Below are 19,053 nucleotides of genomic sequence, written 5' to 3' on the forward strand. Positions count from 1 at the left end.
TAATATTGAAAGACTAATAAAATCATCGCGAGCCGTGCAAGCATTACAATGCTTCATGTCCAGCGAAATGTATAAAAGGCAGGGATAGATGGCGAACATTCTGGTAGTCGATGACGAAATGGGTATCCGCGAGTTGCTCTCCGAAATTCTGAGCGACGAGGGGCATGCGATACAACTGGCCGAAAACGCGCAGCAGGCGCGCGAGGCGCGTGCGCAAGGCGCGCCTGACCTAGTCCTGCTTGATATCTGGATGCCGGATACCGATGGCGTCACCTTGTTGAAAGAGTGGCAGCGCGACGGTTTGCTGACCATGCCGGTCATCATGATGTCGGGGCACGCCACCATTGATACGGCGGTCGAAGCGACGCGTATCGGCGCACTGAATTTCCTGGAAAAACCGATCGCCATGCAAAAGCTGCTGAAAGCAGTGCAGGCAGGCCTGAGCCGCGCGCAGGAAGTGGCGCGCGCGCCGGCAATGGCGCCGCGTCCGGTGGTGGCGCCGCCGCCGGAAGACGGCGCGATTGCCGCCGGCGCGCCGTTTGCCGCGGCCAATGTGGCGCCAGGCCATGCCGCCGTGCGCGGCGCCAGTGTCAACGCCGGCGAAGGCCACATGTTCAACCTGTCGTTCGACTTGCCGCTGCGCGAAGCACGCGACGCCTTCGAGCGCATGTACTTCGAACACCACCTGGGCCGTGAAGGCGGTTCCATGACGCGCGTGGCGGAAAAAACCGGTCTCGAGCGCACCCACCTGTACCGCAAGCTCAAGCAATTGGGCGTCGAGCCTGGCAAGCTGGCCAAGAAAAACCAATGACGGCCCCTGCTGGCGGCCTGGCCGCCGGCGCACGGGGCGGTGCAACGGACGGGCCCGCGGGCCCGGCCGCTTCCGTCCTCACCATCACCACGGTTGTCACCGGTCCCACGCCCCGGGCCCGTGAAGCCGCCATCCACGCCGATATTACGGCGCATCCTGGTGTTCCCACCGCCGTCATCCTGGAAGGTTTGGCGGACGCCAATTCGGCGCTGGCCGAGTGCGGACCGCATGTCACTGTGGTGCGGATTGCGCCTGGCTGCCTGTGCTGCGCCGGCAACCTGGTTTTGCGCGTATCATTGAATCGTCTGCTGCGCCGTCCGCCGGCGCGGTTGTTGATCAGCTTGGCTAATGCGGAACATGCCGGCCAGTTGCACGGCATGCTGGAAAACGCACCTTATGTTGGGTTGCTAACACTCGGAGCCAACTGGCACGTTCGCCTTACTTGATTTCCCTGGCCAGGCCCTCACCTCCATGGTGTAGGCGGCACGCCCAGTGTCCGCCACTAGCGCGAAGGAAACGACATGAACCTGATCTATAACAGCGAGCAATACAGCGTGGTCGAGTTTGGCGCCGACCGTGAGCTGGAAGCCCTGCGGTTTGGCGGCTATGAAATCGTGGACAAGGGTGGGAAACGCGAGATTTTCATTGCCGGCGTGATGGCGCAAACGTTTCGGCGCGATGTCAACCGGCTGATTGCCGGTGAGCCAACAATGGAAGAGGTCGATGAATTCCTGGGCAATTATGAACCCCTGATGAGCCAACCGGTTTTACTGCATTGATTCCCCGTGCCGGGCTGGCTGCCCGGCTTATCCTCGCCTGCGGGCGCGGCACATGATAAGGTGCAGTTTTGCAGCAACTTGCCTGTTTCTCCTATGTGCCAACTCCTTGGAATGAACTGTAACGTCCCGACGGACATCGTGTTCAGCTTTACCGGCTTCGCCATGCGCGGCGGCCGCACCGATACCCATCAGGATGGCTGGGGCATAGCCTTTTTCGAGGGCGCCGGCGTGCGCCATTTTGTCGACCACCAGCCGGCCGTCAACTCGCCGATCGCGGACTTGATCAAGCACTATCCGATCAAATCCAAGAATGTCATTGCCCATATCCGCAAGGCCACGCAGGGCGAAGTGAACCTGGAAAACTGCCACCCGTTCGTACGCGAACTGTGGGGCCGCTACTGGGTCTTTGCCCATAACGGCGACTTGAAGGAATTCCAGCCGCCCCTCGATGGGGCGTACCGGCCGGTCGGCACCACGGACAGCGAGCGGGCGTTTTGCTACATCCTGCAAACCTTGCGCAGTCGTTTTGGCGATTGCTGCCCTGGCCGCGACGAGTTGCGCCTGGTACTGACGGAACTGGTGCGGGAGATTGCCGCGCACGGCACCTTTAATATGATGCTGTCGTCCGGCGGCGAACTGTGGGCCCATTGTTCGACTAACCTGCATTACCTGGTGCGGCAATATCCGTTCGAGACGGCGCTGTTGTCGGATGAAGACGTGAAGGTGGACTTTTCCGAAGTCACGACGCCAAACGACCGCGTCGCGGTGATCGTGACCCAGCCGCTGACCACGAATGAACAGTGGACCGCGTTTGCCGAGGGCGAGCTGAAACTGTTTATAGATGGCCTGCCGCAAGGTTAGTTGCCAGCTGAAATTCTCCGCGACAAGGGCGGCAATTGATGCCAAAATATCAGGAAAATTCTAAGAACTATCAGTTTCTGTTGCCTTCTGGCACATTTTTAGTCCCCACCAGCAGGAAAACGCCATGATCGATCTCTCTTCCCACGATTCCGCCTCGAAAAACTTGCGTGTACGTGAGTTTTATCTTGGGAGGCAGCCCCTGCTGGACCGTAACCAGGCGTTGTTCGGCTATGAGTTGTTATTCCGCAACGCTCCGATCGGCCCGGCCAATGTCACCTCCGACCTGGGCGCCACGGCGTCCGTGATTGCCCACGCGGCGCAATTGGGCATGGAAAAAGTCATTGGCGATGCGCTGGGTTTCGTCAATGTCGATGCCGACACCATCATGAGCGATATCTGGGGCTTCCTGCCGAAGGAAAAAGTCATCCTGGAAATCACGGAAAACATGGAAGCCACGCCGCCGGTGCTGTCGCGCATGGCGGAACTGGTGACGCAGGGTTTCCGTTTCGCGCTCGATGATGTGACGGCGGAAACCGGCCAGGTGCAGTCGCTGCTGCCCCTGATCGAGTACGTCAAAATGAACATGCGCAATGCGGACTTGCCGACCCTGATGAAACTGGCGCCCCGCTTCAAGCAGGATGGCAAGAAGCTGGTGGCGGAAAAGGTCGAAACGCGCGACGAATTCAAGAATTGCCTGGACCTGGGCTTTGATTTCTTCCAGGGCTATTACTTTGCCAAGCCGATCATCATGAGCGGCAAAAAGCTGTCGCCGTCGCAGCTGGCGCTGATGGAACTGATGACCCTGGTGACGTCCGATGCGGACAATGCCGATATTGAACGCGCCATCAAGAAAGACGTGTCGCTGGCGCTGAACTTGCTGCGCCTGGTGAATACGCCGGCCGTGGGCGCGCGCCAGCGCATTGATTCGCTGAGCCAGGCGGTCACGATCCTGGGCCGCCGCCAGTTGCAGCGCTGGCTGCAAATCATGCTGTACGCGGAACCGGCCAAGCGTGGCCACAGCATGACGCCGCTGCTGATGCTGGCGACCACCCGTGGCCGCCTGCTGGAGTTGCTGGCCCATAAACTGCGCCCGAAACACCAGCATGTCTCGGATATCGCCTTCACGGTCGGCATCATGTCGCTGATGGATACCTTGTTCGGCTTGCCGATGGAAGAAATCCTCACGCAAATCCCGGTCATCGATGAAGTGGCCGATGCGCTGATGTACCGCCAGGGCTTCTTCGGCGAATTGCTGCAACTGGCCGAGTGCCTGGAGCAGGTCGAGGAAATGGACCACAAGATCGATCCGACCTTGCGCGACCTGGAAATGTCGACCGACGAACTGGTGGAACTGGAAGTGGCCGCGTTCGAGTGGAGCGACAACGTGGTGCGCTACGCGATTTAAATGAAAAACCGGCCGAGGCCGGTTTTTTATTTGTAGATGCCCGACGCCACCAGCACGTCTTCGTATTTTTCCAGGTAAGTGGATTTGCTTTCCACTGTCTTCTGGACCGGGTTCGGCCATTTATAGTCGACCCAGCCTTTACCCTTGGTTTTCGCCAGGTCGATGAAGGACTTCACCATCATCTTGCCTTCCGCATCCTTCAAATCCAGCACATTCTTGCCGACGATTTTCTGGTTGGCGCCGTTGGCCCATTCCAGCCCGGTCATGTCGATTACGAAGATGTATAAATCGCGGTCCTTGAACTGGCCGTTCGGGTTGTTGAATTCCGCATAGGCTTTTTCCTTGCCGTTGGCCTTCATGTAGGCAACGGCTTTTTGCACCAGCGCGACGGCTTCATCGGCGGTGCCGCGCTCAGCGGCGAACGCGAAGGTGGAGCAGGCGAGGGACAGGACGAGCGCTTGCAGCAAGGCTTTCATGGGCGACTCCTATTTGGCGGGGAGAAGCCCTAATGTAAGCAGGCAAGGGACGGGTGTAAAGCAGGCGTTTGGATGTGTTGCTTTTCGGTGGTGGCCCCGGGACCGGTAACGTGATGCCGCAGCATCCGCGTAGGGCGGCTTTTACAAAGCCGCCCTACATCATTACAGGTTCGGCGCCAGCCAGCGCTCCACGTCTTCCTTGCTGGCGTTGCGGCGTTTGATCATGTCTTCCAACTGGTCGCTTTCGACTTTGCCGACCACGAAGTATTTCGAGTCCGGGTGCGCGAAGTAGAAGCCGGACACTGCGGCGCCAGGGTACATGGCGAACGATTCCGTCAACTCCATGCCGATTTCCTCGGCGTGCAGGTGCTGGAACATGTCGGCCTTGACCGTGTGTTCCGGGCAGGCCGGGTAGCCTGGCGCCGGACGGATGCCCTTGTACGCTTCCTTGATCAACTGTTCGTTGCTCAAAACTTCGTCCGCGGCATAGCCCCACAAGTCTTTGCGCACGCGCTCGTGCATGTATTCGGCAAACGCCTCGGCCAGGCGGTCGGCCAGCGCTTTCAGCATGATGGACGAGTAATCGTCGTGCGCATCTTCGAAGCGCTGTTCATACTTTTCAATGCCCAGGCCGGACGTCACGGCGAACATGCCGATGTAATCCTTGATGCCGGAATCTTTCGGGGCGATGAAGTCGGCCAGGCACTGGTTCGGACGCTGCACGCCATCGATGACCGGTTTCACGCCTTGCTGGCGCAAGCCGTAATACGTGAACGCCACCTGTTCGCGCGACTCGTCGGTGTAGACCTCGATGTCGTCATGGTTGACGCTATTGGCCGGCAACAGCGATACCACGCCGTTGGCCGTCAGCCAGCGGCCGTCGATCAGCTTTTTCAGCAATTGCTGGCCTTCTTCGTACACCTTGGAGGCCGCTTCGCCGACCACGCTGTCGGTCAGGATGGCCGGGAACGGGCCCGCCAGGTCCCAGGTCTGGAAGAACGGGCCCCAGTCGATGTATTGCGCCAGGGTGGCGAGATCGACGTTCTTGAACACGCGGCGGCCGATGAATTTCGGGCGCACCGGCGCGAAGGCCAGTTTTGCCTTGTTGGCGCGCGCCGCGGCCAGCGACACCGACGGCAGCGCTTTCTTGTTGGCGTGCTGTTCGCGGATGCGGGCGTAATCGTGTTCGATGTCTTCGATGTACTGGTCGCGGCTTTCCGGCGTCAGCAGCGATTGCGCAACCGAGACCGAGCGCGAGGCATCCGGCACGTAGACCACCGGGCCATCATAGTTGTGCGAAATTTTCACGGCCGTGTGCGCGCGGCTGGTGGTGGCGCCGCCGATCAGCAGTGGAATCTTCATCATGCGGAAGTGTTCGTCGCGCTGCATTTCGCGCGCCACGTGGGCCATTTCTTCCAGCGATGGCGTGATCAGGCCGGACAAGCCAATGATGTCCGCATTTTCCACCTTGGCGCGCGCCAGGATTTCCGAGGCCGGCACCATCACGCCCATGTTCACCACTTCGAAGTTATTGCACTGCAAGACCACCGAGACGATATTTTTGCCGATGTCGTGCACGTCGCCCTTCACGGTGGCAATCACGATCTTGCCCTTCGGCTTGGCCACGATACCGGTGCGGGCTTCTTCGGCTTTCTTTTCTTCTTCGATGTACGGAATCAGGTGCGCCACGGCTTGCTTCATCACGCGCGCCGATTTCACCACCTGCGGCAGGAACATCTTGCCCTGGCCGAACAGGTCGCCCACGATGTTCATGCCATCCATCAGCGGGCCTTCGATCACATTGATCGGACGCCCGCCGGCATTGAACACTTGCTGGCGCATTTCCTCGGTGTCGTCGGTGATCCACTGGGTAATGCCGTGCACCAGCGCGTGCGCCAGGCGCTTTTCAACCGGGGCGTTGCGCCATTCCAGGTTTTGTTCCTGCGCCTTGCCGCCGGCCTTCAATGTCGCGGCGAATTCGATCATGCGTTCGGTGGAATCGTCGCGGCGGTTCAGCACCACGTCTTCCACCCGTTCGCGCAACTCGGCCGGCAAATCGTCGTACACGCCGACCATGCCCGCGTTGACGATGCCCATCGTCATGCCGGCTTTGATCGCGTGGTACAGGAACACGGTGTGGATGGCTTCACGCGCCGGGTCATTGCCACGGAACGAGAACGACACGTTCGAGACGCCGCCGGAAATCTTGGCGTGCGGCAGGTTGTCCTTGATCCAGCGCGTGGCGTTGATGAAGTCCACCGCATAGTTGTTGTGCTCTTCGATACCGGTGGCCACGGCAAAGATGTTCGGGTCGAAGATGATGTCTTCCGGCGGGAAGCCGACTTTGTCGACCAGCACGCGGTAGGCGCGCTCGCAGATTTCAATCTTGCGTTCGAAGGTGTCGGCCTGGCCTTTTTCATCGAAGGCCATGACGATCACGGCGGCGCCATAGCGGCGGCACAGCTTGGCCTGGCGGATGAATTCTTCTTCGCCTTCCTTCATGGAAATCGAGTTGACAATGGACTTGCCCTGCACGCATTTCAGGCCCGCCTCGATCACGCTCCATTTGGACGAGTCGATCATGATCGGCACGCGCGAAATGTCCGGCTCCGACGCGATCAGGTTCAGGAAGCGCGTCATCGCCGCCTGCGAGTCGAGCATCGCCTCGTCCATGTTGATGTCGATGACCTGGGCGCCGTTTTCCACCTGCTGGCGCGCCACCGACAAGGCTTCGTCGTATTGCTCGTTCAAAATCATGCGGGCAAACGCTTTCGAGCCGGTCACGTTGGTGCGCTCGCCGACGTTGACGAACAGCGAGTCGTCGTCGATGGTGAACGGCTCCAGGCCGGACAGGCGCTGCGCGATTTTTACTTCCGGAATGGTGCGCGGTGTCGCATCGGCCAACAGGGCCGCGATGGCCTGGATGTGGTCCGGCGTGGTGCCGCAGCAGCCGCCCGCCACGTTGATGAAGCCGGCATCGGCGAATTCGCGCAGCAGCGCGGACGTGTCGGCCGGCAGTTCGTCGAAGCCGGTGTCGCTCATCGGGTTGGGCAAGCCGGCGTTCGGGTAAATGCAGACGTAGGCATCGGCGATTTGCGACAGTTCTTCCGCATACGGACGCATCAGCGCCGCGCCCAGTGCGCAGTTCAGGCCGATCGTCAGCGGGCGCGCGTGGCGCACGGAATTCCAGAAGGCCGAGACGGTCTGGCCCGACAGGATGCGGCCCGACGCGTCGGTCACGGTGCCGGAAATCATCAGCGGCAAGCGCTCGATTTCCGGGCGCTCGTCGAAGTACTGGTCAATCGCGAACAGCGCCGCCTTGCAGTTCAGGGTATCGAAAATGGTTTCCACCAGCAGCACATCCGAGCCGCCATCGACCAGGCCGCGCACCTGTTCATAGTACGATTCGACCAGCTGGTCGAAGGTGACGTTGCGGGCGGCCGGGTCGTTGACGTCCGGCGAGATGGACGCGGTTTTTGGTGTCGGGCCCAGGGCGCCGCACACGAAGCGCGGCTTGTCCGGCGTGCTGTACTTTGCGGTCGCGGCCTTGGCCAGCTTGGCGGCTTCGACGTTCATTTCATAGGCCAGGTGGGCCATATGGTAGTCGTCCTGCGCGATCGAGGTGGCGCCGAAGGTGTTGGTTTCAATCAGGTCGGCGCCGGCGGCCAGGTAGCGCTCGTGGATTTCCTGGATCACGTGCGGCTGCGTCAGGGTCAGCAGCTCGTTGTTGCCTTTGACGAACAGTTCGCGGGCGCCGCTATCGGCAGGCGCCGCGAAATCAACGAAACGGCCCGTCGGGCCGCCACGGTAAGCCAGCTCATCGAGCTTGTATTGCTGGATGATGGTGCCCATGGCGCCATCCAGGAACATGATGCGGCGCGCGAGGATGTCGCGTAATTGCGCTTCGGTCTTGGAGACGGGGGGCTTGGCTGTATTCGTCATTGCAGGCTTTCTAGGCTTTTTGGACTGGGGGATGCGGGATTTACTACCGGGTCTGAAATTATACGTCAACCCTGTTCGTCATACCGGGGGCTGCTCCAATATCGGATATCCCGATGTTGCCGTAAAATGTTCCTCCATGAAAATCACTGTCATCATCTCCGCGCACAAGAAGCGCCGGGAAATGGAATTCGTCCTCGCCGGCTATGCGGCGCAGCGCCGTCCTGCCGATGAAGTCATCGTGTCGCAGGATGGCGAATTCCCTGAAATCGCCGAAGCTATTGCCAGCAGCGCGCATTGGAACTTGCCATTAATGCATTTAACCCAGGAGCACCGGGGCTTCGGCAAGTGCCGCGCGCTGAACTCGGCCATTCTGCAGGCGTCCGGCGATATCCTGCTGTTTACCGATGGCGATTGTGTGCCGCGCGATGATTTTGTCGAAACGTATGTGAATTTGATGCGGCCCGGGATATTCCTGGCCGGCGGCAGCCATATCAGCGTGCCGGAGCAGTACCACCAGGCGCACGACCTGATCCCGGACATCCGCAGCCAGCGCCTGTTCGATTATGACTTCCTGAGCGGCATCGACGGCTTTTCCAAGAGCCGCAACCGGCTGTTGCGCAATCCGCGCCTGCAGCGCTTTTATGACTTCCTGTCGCCCCGCAACGTGTTCTCCGGCGCCAATTCGTGCGCGTGGCGGACCGACGTGCTGAAGGTGGGCGGGTTCGATGAAAGCATGGCGTATGGTGGCGAAGACCAGAACATCGGCCTGCGCCTGAACAATATCGGCATCAAGGGCGTGCGGGCACGCCATTCGATCGTCAGCCTGCACCTGGACCATGGCCGTGGTTACTACGACGCGGCATTGCACCAGGCGAACAAGGACTGGAACCGCGAAGTGCGCAGTAATAAATATGTGTTTCCGCGCGTGTCGCCGATCCGGCAAATGGGCGAACACGGCAACCGGCACAAGTAGCACTCGTGCCGGCGGCCCGTGTGACTTCGCTTACGCGAACGTCAAACCGTCGAGCGGGAAGCCCTTGATGAATTCCGACGCCGGCAAGCGCTTGCCGCCCGGTTTTTGCAATTCCGTCAGGCGCAGCGAGCCGGAACCGCAGGCCACCACGATGCCATGTTGCGCATCGGCCGCCAGGACCTGGCCGGCGGGCGCGGAACTGTCGGCGTCCAGTACTTCGGCATTCCACAGTTTGATGGTGACGCCGTTGACCGACGCGTGGGCGCCGGGGAAGGGATTGAAGGCGCGGATCTTGCGGCCGATGTCCTTTGCGGAGGCGGTGAAATCGAGCGCGGCTTCCTCTTTGCTGATCTTGGCCGCGTAAGTGACACCGGCTTCCGGCTGCGGTACGGCTTCAACCACGCCTTGCGCCATCTTGTGCATGACTTTCACGCACATGGCGGCGCCCATGGCGGCCAGCTTGTCGTGCAACTGGCCGGTGGTGTCGTGCGGGCCGATCGGCAAGCGCTCGATCAGCAGCATCGGACCGGTATCGAGGCCTTCTTCCATTTGCATGATGGTCACGCCGGTTTCCGCATCGCCGGCTTCAATCGCGCGGTGGATCGGGGCGGCGCCGCGCCAGCGCGGCAGCAGCGAACCGTGGATATTGATGCAGGGCTTGATGTCGAGCGTGCTGCGCGGCAGGATCAGGCCATAAGCCGCCACCACCATCGCATCGTATTCCGTGGCGAGCAGGCGCTCGTGCGCTTCCTTGGCTTCGGCGGCGCGCTGCGGGTCCTTGCTGTCCATGCGCAGCGACAGCGGCTGGGCCACCGGGATGTTGTGGGCGACGGCGTATTGTTTGACGGCGGACGGCTGCAAATGCATGCCGCGTCCGGCCGGACGGTCGGGCTGGGTCAGGACCAGCGGGATTTCAAAGCCTGCCTCATGCAGGGCTTGCAATGCGACTGCCGCGAACTCTGGCGTGCCGGCGAAGACGATTTTCATGTTATTTCCTCTTGGATGGCGCAAACGGCAGGCCGGGCAGGCAGCCCGACACGGCATGCGCTGCCACGGCGCATACATGGCGGCTCGCAAGCGAACCGCCCTACGTATTCCACACTTGCCGATGACTTAGCCGTTCAACACGAGCGCACCGGTCGCCACTGCGGCTTAGCGGCGGTGCTGGGAGCGGGCGGCGTTGTCGCGCGCGATTTCGCGCTCTTCCTTGACCATTTTGGTCTTGATGCGGTTGCGCTTCAAGGGCGACAGGTATTCCACGAACACTTTACCCATCAAATGATCCATTTCGTGCTGGATGCACACGGCCAGCAAGCCATCGGCTTCCACTTCAAAGGTGTCACCCTTGACGTCCTGGGCGCGCACCTTGACGCGGGCCGGGCGCTCCACGCCGTCGTACACGCCGGGCACCGACAGGCAGCCTTCATCGTAGACCTGCTTTTCATCGCTGGCCCAGGTGATTTCCGGATTGATGTAGGCTTTCAGGCCACTCTTGTCTTCGGTGACGTCGATGATCATCAGGCGTTCATGCACGTCCACCTGGGTGGCCGCAAGGCCAACGCCAGGGGCGTCGTACATGGTTTCAGCCATGTCTTCGACCAGTTTGGCCAGGCGGGCATCGAATACGGTGACGGGCTTGGCAACTTTGTGCAGGCGCGGATCGGGATAGCGGAGGATATTCAGTTTGGACATGCGGGTGTCAGAGACTTAAAAATACGACAAGGCTGGCCAGCAACGCAGCACGTGCGCCGTGTGACTGTTCTTGCGAGTTCAGGGTATTATGGGCAGAGATTTGATTCACTGCGGCAATTTACTGCGCCAATGCCTTTGGTGGGAAAGGCCATTATCAATGAAAAATTTTAGCACAGTCGGTGCACGCCTGACGATTGCCTGCCTGATTTCCAGTGCCATGGTATCCGGTGCGCATGCCATGCAGTGCGATTTCCGCCCCAATGCGCCGGACCAGCACGTGGTCGTCAAAGGCGATACCTTATGGGATATTTCCGGTCGTTTCCTCGAAAAACCCTGGTGCTGGCCGCAGGTGTGGGGCATGAACAAAGAGGAAATCAGGAATCCCCACTGGATTTATCCGGGGCAGATTGTTTATTTTGACCGCAAGGAAGGCCGCTTGCGGCTGGGCACGCCGATTGGGGGCGCCGGCGGCGCCGGCAACCCGTCGGATTTGCGCCTGCAACCGCAATTGCGGATGGAGGGGCTGGGCAAGGATGCCGTCAAGTCGATCCCGAACGGCATCATTGAACCGTTCCTGTCGCAGCCGCTGATCATCGAAAACGATGAGCTGAACAACGCGCCCCGCATCATTGCCGCGCAAGAGGGGCGCGTTTTCCTCGGCAAGGATGAGAAGGCCTATGTGCGCGGCGACCTCAAGGACGGCACGTCTTTCCAGGTGTTCCGGCCCGGCAAGCCGCTGAAGGACCCCGTCACGAAAGCCGTGATTGGCCAGGAAGCGTTTTACCTGGGCACCTTGAAACTGGTGACGCCGGCCGCGCCGGGTTCCGAAGTACATACCTTTACGGTGGCGACCGCCAAGGAAGAAATGGGCCGGGGCGATTTGCTGATGCAAATGCCGCCCACGCCAATGAACCATTTTGTGCCGCACCCGCCGGAGCGCCAGGTCGATGCGGCCGTGGTGGCGATTTATGGTGGCGTCACCCATGCGGGACAGAACCAGGTGGTGTCGGTCAATCGGGGCAAAGTTGACGGACTCGATGTTGGCTCCGTGCTGCAGTTGTACCATCGGGGGAAGACGGTCACCGATATTGGCGCCAGCAAAGGCTGGCACAACATGGGTGATCCGAAGGTCAAGCTGCCGGATGAAAGAGTGGGCAGCTTGTTTATCTTCCGCGTGTTCAAGCATATTTCCTATGGCTTGATCATGCAGGTGACCGAACCTGTCGAGGTCGGCGACGTCGCCAAATCGCCGGAGTAACCGACGCCGTGCAAGCCACGGACTCCCTTGTTGCAGACTTGCCCGGCAGCCAGCGCGACGCGGCTGCCTGGTTGCGCCTGGCGGAAACACCCCACGTCGGGCCGGTCGCCGCCAAGGCGTTGCTCGCCGAAGTGCCGGACCCTGCTGAAATCTTTGTCACCGATGCCGTCCTGCTGGCCGCCTGGCTGGCGGATGTGCCTGGCTGCCGCGTCGATGCGGCCGTGCGCGCCTTGCGTGACCCTTCGCCTAATTGGCTTGACCAGGTGGCGCGCATGGCGGATGCCGCCAGCGCATGGGCGGCGCTACCGGGCCGCAGCCTGCTGGTGTTTGGCGATGACGATTACCCGCCGCGCCTGAAGCACATCGTGGATCCGCCAATGCTGCTCTATATAGAAGGGGACCGATCACTGTTGAGCGCGCCGGCAGTCGGCGTGGTCGGCGCGCGCAAAGCCAGCGCCCAGGGGATGCTGCATGCCGAACAGTTCGCGCGCGGGTTGTCGGAAGCGGGACTGGTGGTGGTGTCCGGGCTGGCGCTGGGCATCGATGCGGCCGCGCACCGCGGGAGCTTGAATGGCCCCGGTTCCACGGTGGCGGTGATCGGGACGGGCATCGATGTGGCCTATCCCAGGCGCAACCTGGATTTGATGCAGCGGATCGCGGAACAGGGTTGCCTCGTCAGTGAATATCCGCTGGGCACGCCGCCACGGCCCGAACACTTCCCTAAACGCAACCGCATTCTCAGTGGGCTGTCGCTCGGGGTGCTGGTGGTGGAAGCGGCGGAACAATCCGGCTCGCTGATCACGGCCCGGCTGGCGGCCGACCAGGGACGCGATGTGATGGCGATCCCCGGATCGATCCATGCGCCGCTCGCGCGCGGTTGCCACGAGTTGATCAGGAAGGGCGCCATCCTGGTGGAATCGGTCGAACATGTGCTCGAGGTCGTGCGGCCTGGCGGCAATGGCAGCGGGAGCCGCGATGCCGGCAAGGCGATGCGGAGCGCGGCGGTGCATGGCGAGCTGGCCGAATTGCTGGTCGCGATGGGCCATGATCCCGCGCCGGCCGAGGCGCTGGCGCACCGGGCGCGCTTGCCACTGCCGGAGACGCAAGGCCATTTATTGGCGCTGGAATTGGCGGGATTGGTCGAGAGATTGCCAGGGGGAATCTATCAACGGTTGCAAAACTGAGGCCTTCGCTATTAAAGTGCGGGACTTGTGTTTCGCCGATCTTAACTGTTAGAGTAGCGCCATGTTCGACATCCTGGTTTATCTCTACGAGACTTATTACCGTCCCGACGCGTGCCCTGAGCCGGCCGCGCTGGCGCGGAAACTGTCGGCCGTCGGGTTCGACGACATGGAGATTTCCGAAGCGCTGGTCTGGCTGACAGACTTGAATGCAATGGCCGGCGCCGAGCAGGCGCCGACGGCTGCTTCCACTGGTATTCGCTATTATGTGGAAGAAGAACGGGATGTGTTAGGCACCCAGGCGATTGGCTTCATCCAGTTTTTGGAAAGCGCGCAAGTGCTGTCGCCCTTGCAGCGTGAAATCGTCATCGAGCGTGCGCTGGCATTGAACGAAGTCCCTGTGTCGCTGGGTAAACTGAAGATCATTGTCTTGCTGGTGTTGTGGAGCCAGGGCAAGGAACCGGATGCGCTGATGTTCGATGATCTGTTCGGTTCGGATGAAGACCAGTTGCCGCGCCTGTTGCACTGACACGCATACCACCGCTTGGCCACTTCGCTCGTGCACTTCGATGTGTGCCGTGCCGCCACTACAGTATAAAAAAGAGAATTCAACACTATGACCAAAACCCTCATCATCGCCGAGAAGCCTTCTGTCGCGAACGATATCGCGAAGTCGCTGGGCGGCTTTACCAAGCACGATGAGTACTTTGAATCCGACGAGTATGTGCTGTCGTCCGCCGTCGGCCACCTGCTGGAAATCGCTGTTCCAGAGGAATACGATGTCAAGCGGGGCAAATGGAGCTTCACGCACTTGCCGATGATTCCTCCGTACTTCGCGCTGAACCCGATTGCCAAGACGGAATCGCGCCTCAAGGTGTTGAACAAGCTGATCAAGCGTAAAGATGTCACCGCCCTGATTAACGCATGTGACGCGGGCCGCGAAGGGGAGTTGATTTTCCGTTTGATCGCGCAAAACGCGAAAGCCAAGCAACCGATCCAGCGCCTGTGGCTGCAATCGATGACGCCGGCCGCCATCCGCGACGGTTTTTCCCGCCTGCGCAGCGATGATGAAATGCTGCCGCTGGCCGATGCCGCGCGCTGCCGTTCGGAAGCGGACTGGCTGATCGGGATTAACGGTACCCGCGCCATGACCGCTTTCAACTCGAAAGAGGGCGGTTTTTATCTGACCACGGTGGGCCGCGTACAGACGCCGACCCTGTCGATCGTGGTGGAGCGCGAAGAGAAAATCAAGAAATTCGTGGCGCGTGATTACTGGGAAGTGCGCGCTGAATTCATTTGCGCATCCGGTATCTATGAAGGCCGCTGGCTCGACACGAAGTTCAAGAAAGACGAGCAAGACCCGGAAAAGAAAGCCGAACGCCTGTGGTCGAAAGCCGCGGCGGACAGCATCGTTGTCGCTTGCAAGGGCAAGACCGGCATCGTCACGGAAGAGTCGAAACCGACCACCTCGATGGCGCCCGGCCTGTTCGACCTGACCAGCTTGCAGCGTGAGGCCAACGGCCGCTTCGGTTTCTCGGCCAAGAACACCTTGGGCCTGGCGCAGGCGCTGTATGAAAAGCACAAAGTGCTGACCTACCCGCGTACCGATTCGCGCCACTTGCCGGAAGACTACCTGGACACCACCAAGCAAGTGCTGGATACGCTCAGCGAGAACAACAATTACCACCAGTTTGCCAAGCAGATCCTGGCCAAGGGCTGGGTCAAGCCGAACAAACGCATCTTCGATAACACGAAGATTTCGGATCACTTTGCCATCATCCCGACCGGTACCGTGCCGAAAAACTTGTCGGAGCCGGAACAGAAACTGTACGACCTGGTGACGCGCCGCTTCATGGCGGTGTTCTTCCCGGCGGCGGAATTCCTGGTCACCACGCGCTTCACGGAAGTGTCGGGCCATCAGTTCAAGACTGAAGGCAAGGTCATGACCAATCCGGGCTGGATGGCGATTTACGGCAAGGATGCGACCGACGACAAGGAAGGCGGCGGCAACCTGGTGGCGGTGGAAAAGGGCGAGAAAGTCCACACTGAAAAAGTCACGCCGAATGGCCTGGTGACGAAGCCGCCGGCACGCTACAACGAGGCGACCTTGCTGTCGGCCATGGAAGGCGCGGGCAAGCTGGTCGATTCGGACGAGTTGCGCGATGCGATGGCCGGTAAGGGCCTGGGCACGCCGGCCACGCGCGCCGCCATCATTGAAGGCTTGCTGACCGAAAAATACCTGCTGCGTGAAGGCCGCGACCTGATCCCGACCGCCAAGGCATCGCAACTGATGACCTTGCTGCATGGCCTGGGCGTCGATGAATTGACGGCGCCGGAATTGACCGGCGAGTGGGAATACAAGCTGTCGCAGATGGAAAAGGGCAAGATTTCGCGCGAAGAATTCATGCGTGAAATCGCGCAAATGACGCAGATTATCGTCAAGCGCGCCAAGGAATACGACAACGACACGATCCCGGGCGACTACGCGACGCTGCACACGCCGTGCCCGAATTGCGGTGGCACCGTCAAGGAAAACTACCGCCGTTTCGCGTGCACCAAGTGCGAATTCTCGATGACGAAAACGCCGGGCAGCCGCCAGTTTGAAATCAGCGAAGTGGAAGAATTGCTGAAGGAACGCACCATCGGTCCGCTGCAAGGTTTCCGTTCGAAGATGGGCCGTCCGTTTGCCGCCATCCTGCGCATCGTACGCGATGAAGAGATCAAGAACTGCAAGCTGGAATTCGACTTCGGCCAGAATGACGAAGAAGGCGAAGATGGCGAAGGCGTGGACTTCTCGAACCAGACACCGGTCGGTCCTTGCCCCAAGTGCACGGGCAACGTGTATGAAATGGGCTTGGCCTACGTGTGCGAGCACACGGTGGCGAAACCGAAGGCGTGCGACTTCCGTTCCAGCCGCATCATCCTGCAACAGGAAATCCTGCCGGAACAGATGACCAAGCTGCTGAACGACGGCAAAACCGATTTGCTGCCGGGCTTCATTTCGCAGCGTACGCGCCGTCCATTCAAGGCGTTCCTGGTCAAGGGCAAGGACGGCAAGATCAGCTTTGAGTTCGAAGAGCGCAAGGCCAAGCCGGGCGCGAAGACCAAGGCGGCCGCCAGCGACGATGGTGCGGCCACCGAGGCCGACGGCGGCGCGGAAGCGGCGCCGGCCAAAAAGCCGGCAGCCAAAAAAGCCGCCGCCAAGCCGGCCGCCAAGGCTGCGGCCAAGCCCGCCGCCAAAGCAGCCAAGCCTGCCGCGAAAAAAGCGCCGGCCCGCAAAGCCGCCGCCGCTGCCAAATAAACCGCCTTTAATTGGTGCAAGAACGGGACTTCGGTCCCGTTTTTATTTGCGGCATCGCTCATCCGGATGAGTATTTGTTTCCACATGTTGCTGACATTGCACTGTGGGAAAAATCCTGTGCATAATTGCGAAATTTGCAATTCCCACAAGGAAACAATGAAATTCCCACTGACCCGTGTCGCCATGGCGATCACGCTGCTGACAGCCGGTTTCGCCGCGCTGGCGGAGCAGGCGGACAGCAAGGCGGGCGGCGCGGAAGGGGCGGCGGCCACGCCCGCACCGGCCTCCGCCGCCGGCAGTAAAACCATCCAGCGCGTGGAAGTCAAAGGCGATACGCAAGCGTACGATCCGCGCCGCGACGATACCGCCAGCAAGACGGTCCTGAGCCACGAAGAAATCATCAAGTACGGCGACACCAATGTGTTCGACGTGCTGAAGCGCGCGCCCGGCGTGACCGTGATCGGCAACGCCATCCGCATGCGCGGCCTGGGCAATGGCTACACGCAAATCCTGGTCAATGGCGAGCGCCCGCCACCGGGTTTTTCTATGGACACGGTGACGCCGGAACAGATCGAGAAAATCGAAGTGATCCGCGCCGCGACGGCCGAACACTCGATGCAGGCGATTGCCGGCACCATCAATATCGTGCTCAAGAAAGTCGTGGCCAAGCCGCAGCGGGACTTGCGCATCAATGGCGGCCGTTCCGACGAAGGCAGCAATGTGTTCCTGATGGGCACCCTGGCGGACCGGGCCGACAACCTGTCGTACTACCTGAACGCCATGTTCGGGCATAACGAAGGCGGCAGCCCCAATACATCCACCGACCGCTTCCTGACGCCACAAGGCGACGTGGTGCAATGGCGCGATACCGTATCCACTTCGCGCAACCACTCCAACATGCTCGGCCTGCAGCCGCGCCTGAACTGGAAATTGCCCGACGATGAACAATTGAATGTCAGCGGCTATGTGCAAGCCATGCGTTCATCCTATAACTGGCGGGCGCAGACCATCAACCGCAAAGGCAGTTTCGGCACACCCGATTATGTGATCCGCAGCGCCGATTCCGATAACAGCGGCTTGTTTGCCGGCGGCGACGTCAACTGGGTGGCCAAGCTCGGTGGCGGCAAGCTCGACGCCAAGCTGTCCGCATCGCGCGGCCGCAATGACAGTGACAATGTGCGCCCGTCGGCGACGGCGCACTATGCGACCAGGCTGCGGCGCGACGCGCACAACGAGAGCCGCTACACCAGCTATAGCACCACCGGTAAATTCACGCGCACGCTGTTTGACGGCCACGCCATGGCGGCCGGCTGGGAAATCAGCAGCAACCTGACGGACGAGTCGTCGGTGCGGGTGGAAGGGCTGGTCGGCAGTCCTGCCGTGACCATCCCTGAATTCTTCCGCCCCAAAGTCGTCAAGCAGGCGGCGTATGCGCAGGACGAGTGGAACGTGACGAAAGACTGGTCGGTGTACATGGGCGCGCGCTGGGAAGCGATCCGCACCGAAAGCAGCGGCACCGGCCTGGCCGATACGCAATCGAATGCCCACGTGCTGAGCCCTGTCGCGCAAACCCTGTACAAGTTCCCTGGCAACAGCGGCCGTCAGTTGCGCATGGCGCTGACGCGCACCTTCAAGGCGCCGCAAACGTACCAGTTGACGGCGCGCCGTTACGAAGCGGATTTGAATACCCGTTTTACGCCCGACAGCAGCGGCAACCCGAACCTGAAGCCGGAACTGGCCAATGGCATCGACCTGACATATGAGCACTTCTGGGCCCCCGGCGCCGTGTTTTCCGTGGGGGCGTCGCAACGCAGCATCCGCGATTACATCCGCACGCGCCTGATCGAAGACCGGCCTGGCCACTGGCTGAGCCTGCCGATGAATGAAGGCAGGGCACTGGTGCGCACCCTGGACGTGGAAGTGAAATTCCCGCTGAAAGCCTTTGACAAGGACGCACTGCCATTTGACTTCCGCGTCAGCGCCAACCGCAACTGGTCCACGGTGGATTCGGTGCCGGGGCCGGACAACCGGCTCGACCAGCAAATTCCGTTGACGGTGACCCTGGGCGCCGACTACCGCGAAGACAAATTCAGCGCCGGCGCCAGCCTGGCTTACCGCGCGGGCGGTCCGGTGCGCGTCTCGCAAGAGCAGTTCATCCGCCAGCAGGGACGGCGCGACCTGGAAGCGTACTGGCTGGTCAAGGTGCGCACCGGTTTGCAGGTGCGGCTGTCCGTCAACAACGCGCTGGGTGAAGATAACCGCAACGAGTCGCGCTATGTCGACGTGAGCGGGACCAGCGAGACCCGCAGCTGGAATCCGGGTTCGGCGCGATTGCAGGCCAATGTGGAAATGAAGTTCTAAAGAAAATGGGGCC

The 19,053-nt window shown here is 60.7% G+C and carries 15 protein-coding genes; 11 read left to right on the top strand and 4 right to left on the bottom strand.

What is annotated here, in order from left to right:
• Positions 1-88: 88 nt before the first annotated feature.
• From AC1RRC_RS26665 to AC1RRC_RS26685, 5 genes are all read left to right on the top strand, one after another.
• Positions 89-811, top strand: a complete 723-nt coding sequence (locus AC1RRC_RS26665; protein WP_493058635.1) for a response regulator — start codon at positions 89-91, stop codon at positions 809-811.
• The gene (locus AC1RRC_RS26670; protein ID WP_493058636.1) at positions 808-1,257 is read left to right on the top strand and encodes a GTPase; all 450 of its coding nucleotides are present in this window, start codon (positions 808-810) and stop codon (positions 1,255-1,257) included. The genes AC1RRC_RS26665 and AC1RRC_RS26670 overlap by 4 nt, the downstream gene beginning before the upstream one ends.
• 75 nt (positions 1,258-1,332) lie before the next feature.
• The gene (locus AC1RRC_RS26675) at positions 1,333-1,590 is read left to right on the top strand and encodes a BTH_I0359 family protein (RefSeq protein WP_154375633.1); all 258 of its coding nucleotides are present in this window, start codon (positions 1,333-1,335) and stop codon (positions 1,588-1,590) included.
• Between the two features lie 93 nt (positions 1,591-1,683).
• Complete coding sequence (locus AC1RRC_RS26680) at positions 1,684-2,451, top strand: class II glutamine amidotransferase (RefSeq protein WP_493058637.1); 768 nt, start codon at positions 1,684-1,686, stop codon at positions 2,449-2,451.
• Positions 2,452-2,575: 124 nt separating this feature from the next.
• A complete protein-coding gene (locus tag AC1RRC_RS26685) occupies positions 2,576-3,856 on the top strand; it encodes an EAL and HDOD domain-containing protein (RefSeq protein ID WP_493058638.1) in 1,281 nt (426 codons plus the stop codon).
• A 26-nt stretch (positions 3,857-3,882) separates the two neighbouring features.
• Here the strand turns inward: AC1RRC_RS26685 and AC1RRC_RS26690 are convergent, their stop codons facing one another.
• Both AC1RRC_RS26690 and metH read right to left on the bottom strand, forming a co-directional pair.
• The gene (locus AC1RRC_RS26690; protein WP_493058639.1) at positions 3,883-4,332 is read right to left on the bottom strand and encodes a cache domain-containing protein; all 450 of its coding nucleotides are present in this window, start codon (positions 4,330-4,332) and stop codon (positions 3,883-3,885) included.
• A gap of 162 nt (positions 4,333-4,494) precedes the next feature.
• Entirely contained in the window at positions 4,495-8,274 is a 3,780-nt protein-coding gene (metH, locus tag AC1RRC_RS26695; protein WP_493058640.1) for a methionine synthase, read from the bottom strand.
• A gap of 136 nt (positions 8,275-8,410) precedes the next feature.
• On the opposite strand from metH, the gene AC1RRC_RS26700 reads away from it, so the two are divergent.
• Positions 8,411-9,247 (top strand): glycosyltransferase, encoded by an 837-nt coding sequence (locus AC1RRC_RS26700; RefSeq protein WP_493058641.1) that lies wholly within the window; start codon positions 8,411-8,413, stop codon positions 9,245-9,247.
• A 30-nt stretch (positions 9,248-9,277) separates the two neighbouring features.
• On the opposite strand, the gene fmt is transcribed toward AC1RRC_RS26700, so the two are convergent.
• Both fmt and def read right to left on the bottom strand, forming a co-directional pair.
• Entirely contained in the window at positions 9,278-10,234 is a 957-nt protein-coding gene (fmt, locus tag AC1RRC_RS26705; protein WP_493058642.1) for a methionyl-tRNA formyltransferase, read from the bottom strand.
• 165 nt (positions 10,235-10,399) lie between these two features.
• Positions 10,400-10,939, bottom strand: a complete 540-nt coding sequence (gene def, locus AC1RRC_RS26710; RefSeq protein ID WP_493058643.1) for a peptide deformylase — start codon at positions 10,937-10,939, stop codon at positions 10,400-10,402.
• 157 nt (positions 10,940-11,096) lie between these two features.
• Between def and AC1RRC_RS26715 the strand changes: the two genes are divergently transcribed.
• The 5 genes from AC1RRC_RS26715 to AC1RRC_RS26735 all read left to right on the top strand — a co-directional run bounded on the left by AC1RRC_RS26715 (position 11,097) and on the right by AC1RRC_RS26735 (position 19,040).
• Entirely contained in the window at positions 11,097-12,197 is a 1,101-nt protein-coding gene (locus AC1RRC_RS26715; RefSeq protein ID WP_493058644.1) for a LysM peptidoglycan-binding domain-containing protein, read from the top strand.
• Positions 12,198-12,205: 8 nt separating this feature from the next.
• Entirely contained in the window at positions 12,206-13,381 is a 1,176-nt protein-coding gene (dprA, locus tag AC1RRC_RS26720; protein ID WP_493058645.1) for a DNA-processing protein DprA, read from the top strand.
• Positions 13,382-13,442: 61 nt separating this feature from the next.
• A complete protein-coding gene (locus AC1RRC_RS26725; RefSeq protein ID WP_493058646.1) occupies positions 13,443-13,907 on the top strand; it encodes a Smg family protein in 465 nt (154 codons plus the stop codon).
• 87 nt (positions 13,908-13,994) lie between these two features.
• The gene (locus tag AC1RRC_RS26730) at positions 13,995-16,679 is read left to right on the top strand and encodes a DNA topoisomerase III (protein ID WP_493058647.1); all 2,685 of its coding nucleotides are present in this window, start codon (positions 13,995-13,997) and stop codon (positions 16,677-16,679) included.
• Positions 16,680-16,835: 156 nt separating this feature from the next.
• Positions 16,836-19,040 carry a TonB-dependent receptor plug domain-containing protein gene (locus AC1RRC_RS26735; RefSeq protein WP_493058648.1) on the top strand — a complete coding sequence of 735 codons (2,205 nt, stop codon included), beginning with the start codon at positions 16,836-16,838 and terminating at the stop codon, positions 19,038-19,040.
• Positions 19,041-19,053 lie beyond the last annotated feature (13 nt).

The organism is Pseudoduganella sp. GW821-FHT12E03 (genome assembly GCF_058807115.1).